The organism is Micromonospora sp. 15K316, from assembly GCF_004348525.1.
Classification (GTDB): domain Bacteria; phylum Actinomycetota; class Actinomycetes; order Mycobacteriales; family Micromonosporaceae; genus Micromonospora.
Map to the genome: position 1 here is coordinate 1 of NZ_SMKG01000301.1, position 5,928 is coordinate 5,928.

The following is a 5,928-nucleotide window of genomic DNA, read 5'->3' on the forward strand; positions in this document are numbered from 1 at the left end:
CCGCGTCTTGCTTCGGTGGCCCGTGCCGGCGACGTCGACGAAGCCGGCACGGGCTCCAGCCAGACGGCCGGAGACTCAGGGCCGCAGCTCGTCCATGGCCTGCCAGAGGCGGGCCCGGTCGTGCTGCTGCTGCTCGACGTCGGTCGCGGGCCGCCACTCCAGCCGCAGCGGCTCCCGGTCCGGCTTCGGCGCGGTGAGCGCGGAGACGATCAGGACCAGGCCGACGCCGATCAACGCGGCCGCCTGGACGGCGACTCCGGTTCGGGGGCGGGGTGCCGGCTGAGGCCGGGGGTTCCCCGGGTGCGTCGGGCGCGGCCCGGTCGTCGCTGGCGGCTTCACGCCGCGGCCTGCGCGTTCGACGGGAAGAACGTCGCCGGCGGGACGCCGAGCAGTACGGCGATCTGCTCCAGCTCGGCGACGTTGAACGGCACGACGCCGCGGATCCGGCGGGATACGGCTTGCTGGGAGATGCCGAGTCGCACGGCCACCGTGGTCTGCCGTATGTGCTGTCGGTCCATCTCCGCGAGCACCAGCGCGCCGACTGTGGCGGCGGTGTCGCTGGGCGACGAAGTGTTTCGCATGCCGACGTTTCTACCCGCTGAGCGACTTACGGTCAAGTCGCTCAGCGGGTTATCTTCTCGGCGTGGCGAAGGATCATGATGGGGGAGCTTGCTGTTACTCGCTCAGCGCGTCAGAATCACGCTATGAGTGACAACGGAGCGGACACCGTGACGCCCATGCGTGAGCTCGTCGCCGAAGAACTCCGAGTGCTGCTCGCCCGTCGACGCATGTCCGCGAGCCACCTCGCCCGCAAGCTCGGCATGACGCAGTCCTACCTGGCCAGGCGCATGTCCGGCGACACCGCGTTCGACGTCGACGACCTCGCACGCATCGCCGAAGTGCTCGGGGTCACCGTGCTCGACCTCATCCCGAGCACTAAGGTGCGTCCTAACAATCGTTAAGGCGTACAGGTCGGCACCCCCTCGGAGGCAGCTATGGCTTCGGTGATCGTCAGCGGCGCGCGGACCCCGATGGGGCGCCTGCTGGGCAACCTCAAGGACCTCCCGGCCACGAAGCTCGGCGGGATCGCGATCAAGGCGGCCCTGGAGCGCGGTGGCGTCAGCCCCGACCAGGTGCAGTACGTGATCATGGGGCAGGTGCTCCAGGCCGGCGCCGGTCAGATCCCGGCCCGCCAGGCCGCGGTCGAGGCGGGCATCCCGATGAGCGTGCCGGCGTTGACCGTCAACAAGGTCTGCCTCTCCGGCCTGGACGCGATCGCCCTCGCCGACCAGCTCATCCGGGCCGGCGAGTTCGACATCGTCGTCGCCGGTGGCATGGAGTCGATGACCAACGCCCCGCACCTGCTGCTGGGCCAGCGCGCCGGCTACAAGTACGGCGACGTGGTGATCAAGGACCACATGGCGCACGACGGCCTCTCCGACGCCTGGGACTGCTGCTCGATGGGGGAGTCCACCGAGCGGCTCGGCGTCCGGCACGGCATCACCCGCGAGGAGCAGGACGCCTTCGCCGCGGGCAGCCACCAGAAGGCCGCCGCCGCGCAGAAGAACGGGCACTTCGCCGACGAGATCACCCCGGTGGTCATCCCGCAGCGCAAGGGCGACCCGGTGGTGATCAGCGAGGACGAGGGCATCCGTCCGGACACCACAGTCGAGACGCTGGCGAAGCTGCGCCCGGCGTTCACCAAGGACGGCACCATCACCGCCGGCAGCTCCTCGCCGATCTCCGACGGCGCCGCCGCGGTCGTCGTGATGAGCAAGGCCAAGGCGAAGGAGCTGGGGCTTACCTGGATCGCGGAGGTCGGCGCGCACGGCAACGTCGCCGGGCCGGACAACTCCCTGCACTCCCAGCCGTCGAACGCCATCCAGCACGCGCTGCGCAAGGCCGGGCTGACCGTCGCCGACCTCGACCTCATCGAGATCAACGAAGCGTTCGCCCAGGTCGGTATCCAGTCCGTCCGCGACCTCGGGATCAGCCCGGCGAAGGTCAACGTCAACGGCGGCGCGATCGCGCTGGGGCACCCGATCGGCATGTCCGGCGCCCGCCTGGTCCTCACGCTCGCCCTGGAGCTGCGCCGGCGGGGCGGCGGCACCGGCGCGGCGGCGCTCTGCGGCGGCGGCGGCCAGGGCGACGCGCTGATCGTCCACGTTCCGGCCCGGGGTGAGAGCGACAAGTGAGCACCAGGAGCGGCCGGATCCCGCGGAGCCGAGTCCGCCGGACGAGAGTAGCCAGGTGAGCGGAACCGTCGAGAACGCCCCGGCCGCGGCCACCGCCTCGGTGCGCCGCAGCCGGGACGTGCCCCTGCTGGTCGAGCGGGCCCGCGCGGGTGACCACCGCGCGGTGGCCCGCCTGATCACGCTGGTGGAGAACGGCGACGAGCTGCTGCGCGAGGTCGCGGCGGCGCTCGCGCCGTACGCCGGCCAGGCCCAGGTGGTGGGGCTGACCGGATCGCCCGGCGTGGGCAAGTCCACCACCACCAACGAGTTGGTGCGGGCGCTGCGGGCGCGGGGCCACCGGGTCGGCGTCCTGGCGGTGGACCCGTCCAGCCCGTTCACCGGCGGGGCGATCCTCGGCGACCGGGTCCGGATGCAGGACCACGCCACCGATCCCGGCGTCTACATCCGCTCGATGTCGAGCCGGGGGCACCTCGGCGGGCTGGCGGCGGCCACCCCGCAGGCCGTGCGGGTGCTGGAGGGCGCCGGCTGCGACGTGGTGCTGGTGGAGACCGTCGGTGTGGGGCAGGCCGAGGTGGAGGTCGCCTCGCTCGCCGACAGCACGCTGGTGCTGCTCGCTCCCGGGATGGGAGACGCGATCCAGGCCGTGAAGGCCGGCATCCTGGAGATCGCCGACATCTTCGTGGTGAACAAGGCCGACCGGGACGGCGCCGACGCGACGTACCGCGACATCCAGGGCATGATCGCCCTCGGCGAGCGCGCCGCGGGGCAGTGGCGGCCGGTGGTGACCCGCGCGGTCGCCGCGCGCGGCGAGGGGATCGACGACATCGCCGCCGCGATCGACAAGCATCGGAGCTGGTTGGTCGAGCACGGCGAGCTGCGCCGCCGGCAGGAGGCGCGGGCCGCCGCCGAGGTCGAGGCGATCGCGCTCGGTGTGCTCCGCGATCGGATCGGCTCGCTGCGCGACGGTACGGAGCTGCCGTCGCTCGCCGCCAAGGTGGCCGAGGGGGCGATCGACCCGTACGCGGCCGCCGACGAGCTGCTGGCGCAGCTCGGGGCCTGAGCTCGGCAGCGGCGGTTCGCCCCGGGACTCCACCACCGGTACGGCCCGCCGCGTGGCCGGACACGAAGGCCACTCCGTTTTTAGTACGCTCGCAGCGCACGGCCGGGAGCGCGGCTCCCGGGGAGCGGGCTGACGAGTCGGTCGGTCCACAATGCGCCGGAACCAGGGGAGATGTGATCATGACGGACGCGGTGGAGAACGCCGGTGGAGTGCAGCCCGCCGTCGACGCGGCCCGGGGCGCCACGTCGGTTTCCGACGAGGTCGTGGAGAAGATCGCCGGCGCCGCCGCCCGTTCGGTGCCCGGCGTCGCCGATCTCGGCGGTGACGTGGCCCGGTTCTTCAACAGTGTCCTGGACAAGGTCGGCATGGACGAGGTGGGCGACGCCCGCCGGGGCGTCTCGGCCGACGTGAAGGGCACTTCGGCGGTCATCAACGTGGTCCTGGTGATCGACTCCGGTCAGGTCGTGGCGGACGTGACCAAGGCGGTGCGGGCCGCGGTGATCGAGGCGGTGGAGAAGTACGGCCTGACCGTCACCCAGGTCAACGTCACGGTGGACGACATCGAGCTCAACCAGCCGGGAGCGGCCGGCGCCTGAGGTGGGCATCGGCCCGGCGGCGGCACGGCTGCCGGGCCGCCCGGTTACCGGCTGGTTCGGGGCGACTTAGCGATCGTTCAGGCAAGACCTCTAGACTCGATGCGTAGTCGAGGACCCGAGGAGGAGCCGCGGATGAACGCCGACGAGATCGCTGCTGGCCGGGCGCGCTGGCAGGCCCGGTACGACGCCGCGCGCAAGCGGGACGCGGACTTCACCACGCTCTCCGGCATGACCGTCGACCCGGTCTACGGGCCGCCGGACGGGGTCGACCACCCGGGCTTCGAGCGGATCGGCTGGCCGGGTGAGTACCCGTACACCCGGGGGCTCCACCCCACCGGCTACCGGGGCCGGACCTGGACCATCCGGCAGTTCGCCGGCTTCGGCAACGCCCAGCAGACCAACGAGCGCTACAAGATGATCCTCGGCGCCGGCGGCGGCGGGCTCTCGGTCGCCTTCGACATGCCGACGCTGATGGGCCGCGACTCGGACGACCCGCAGGCGCTGGGCGAGGTCGGACACTGCGGCGTGGCGGTCGACACCGCCGCCGACATGGAGGTCCTCTTCGGCGGCATCGACCTGGCCGGCGTCACCACCTCGATGACCATCTCCGGCCCGGCCGTGCCGGTCTTCTGCATGTACCTGGTCGCCGCCGAGCGGCAGGGCGCCGACCTGTCCACGCTGGACGGCACGCTGCAGACCGACATCTTCAAGGAGTACATCGCGCAGAAGGAGTGGCTCTTCGACCCGGAGCCGCACCTGCGCCTGATCGGCGACCTCATGGAGTACTGCGCCCGGGAGATCCCCCGATACAAGCCGCTCTCCGTCTCCGGCTACCACATCCGCGAGGCCGGGTCGACCGCCGCGCAGGAGCTGGCGTACACGCTCGCCGACGGCTTCGGCTACGTCGAGCTGGGGCTCTCCCGAGGGCTGGACGTGAACGTCTTCGCCCCGGGGCTGAGCTTCTTCTTCGACTCGCATGTCGACTTCTTCGAGGAGATCGCCAAGTTCCGGGCCGCCCGGCGGATCTGGGCCCGCTGGATGCGCGACGTGTACGGCGCCACCAGCGAGAAGGCCCTCTGGCTCCGGTTCCACACGCAGACCGCCGGGGTGTCGCTGACGGCCCAGCAGCCGGTGAACAACGTGGTACGCACCGCCGTGGAGGCCCTCGCCGCGGTGCTCGGCGGCACGAACTCGCTGCACACCAACGCGCTGGACGAGACCCTCGCGCTGCCGACCGACGAGTCCGCCGAGATCGCCCTGCGTACCCAGCAGGTGTTGATGGAGGAGACCGGGGTCACCAACGTCGCCGACCCGCTCGGCGGCTCCTGGTACGTCGAGGCGCTCACCGACAAGATCGAGGCCGAGGCGGAGGAGATCTTCGCCCGGATCCGCCAGCTCGGTGGTGAGGGCCCGCACCAGATCGGCCCGATGACCTCCGGCATCCTGCGCGGCATCGAGGACGGCTGGTTCACCGGCCACATCGCCGAGTCGGCCTTCGTCTACCAGCAAGCGCTGGAGAAGGGCGACAAGAAGATCGTCGGGGTCAACTGCCACACCAACACGGTCGCCAAGGACCTGGAGATCCTGCGCATCTCGCACGAGGTCGAGCTGGAGCAGCGCCGGGTGCTGGCCGAGCGGAAGGCGGGCCGGGACGACGCCGCCGTCAAGGCCGCGGTGAACCGGATGGTCGAGATCAGCCGCACCGAGCAGAACATGATCCCGGCGATGCTCGACGCGGTCCGGGCCGAGGCCACGCTCGGCGAGATCTGCGACGCCCTGCGCGCCGAGTGGGGCACGTACCGCGAACCCGCCCGCTTCTGACCCGTCCGGCGGATCCGCGCTCGTCTCCTTCGCGGACCCGTACTCACCGACACCGCGCCGCGTGGACCGTGGCGCGGTGTCGTGTGTGCCCGTACGGGTGGGATGAGCAGGGTGAGAACTGCAACTGTCGCCGTCGCGGTTGATCTGAGTTCGGCGGCGTCCGTGCCAAACTAGATAACCATGAGCGACCCACGGATCACCTCGTCGATCTTCACTCGCGGCGCGGTCGACCTCAGCGCCCTCCGCGCCCCCGCCC

General features: G+C 71.5%; 7 protein-coding genes. 5 read left to right on the plus strand and 2 right to left on the minus strand.

Annotated elements, in window-relative coordinates; genetic code table 11:
• Positions 1–75: 75 nt before the first annotated feature.
• Positions 76–234: a hypothetical protein gene (locus E1211_RS32800; RefSeq protein ID WP_165947370.1), complete on the minus strand. Its 159-nt coding sequence runs from the start codon at positions 232–234 to the stop codon at positions 76–78.
• Positions 235–335: 101 nt separating this feature from the next.
• Complete coding sequence (locus E1211_RS30035) at positions 336–581, minus strand: helix-turn-helix transcriptional regulator (RefSeq protein WP_132353274.1); 246 nt, start codon at positions 579–581, stop codon at positions 336–338.
• A gap of 123 nt (positions 582–704) precedes the next feature.
• Between E1211_RS30035 and E1211_RS30040 the strand changes: the two genes are divergently transcribed.
• The 5 genes from E1211_RS30040 to E1211_RS30060 all read left to right on the plus strand — a co-directional run bounded on the left by E1211_RS30040 (position 705) and on the right by E1211_RS30060 (position 5,672).
• The gene (locus E1211_RS30040; protein ID WP_165947371.1) at positions 705–962 is read left to right on the plus strand and encodes a helix-turn-helix transcriptional regulator; all 258 of its coding nucleotides are present in this window, start codon (positions 705–707) and stop codon (positions 960–962) included.
• 33 nt (positions 963–995) lie between these two features.
• Positions 996–2,195: an acetyl-CoA C-acetyltransferase gene (locus E1211_RS30045; RefSeq protein ID WP_132353278.1), complete on the plus strand. Its 1,200-nt coding sequence runs from the start codon at positions 996–998 to the stop codon at positions 2,193–2,195.
• Positions 2,196–2,250: 55 nt separating this feature from the next.
• Positions 2,251–3,255: a methylmalonyl Co-A mutase-associated GTPase MeaB gene (gene meaB / locus E1211_RS30050; RefSeq protein WP_132353280.1), complete on the plus strand. Its 1,005-nt coding sequence runs from the start codon at positions 2,251–2,253 to the stop codon at positions 3,253–3,255.
• A 179-nt stretch (positions 3,256–3,434) separates the two neighbouring features.
• Entirely contained in the window at positions 3,435–3,851 is a 417-nt protein-coding gene (locus E1211_RS30055) for an Asp23/Gls24 family envelope stress response protein (protein ID WP_132353282.1), read from the plus strand.
• Positions 3,852–3,983: 132 nt separating this feature from the next.
• On the plus strand, positions 3,984–5,672 hold the full coding sequence (locus tag E1211_RS30060; protein ID WP_132353284.1) for a methylmalonyl-CoA mutase: 1,689 nt from the start codon (positions 3,984–3,986) through the stop codon (positions 5,670–5,672).
• The last annotated feature ends 256 nt before the right edge of the window (positions 5,673–5,928 follow it).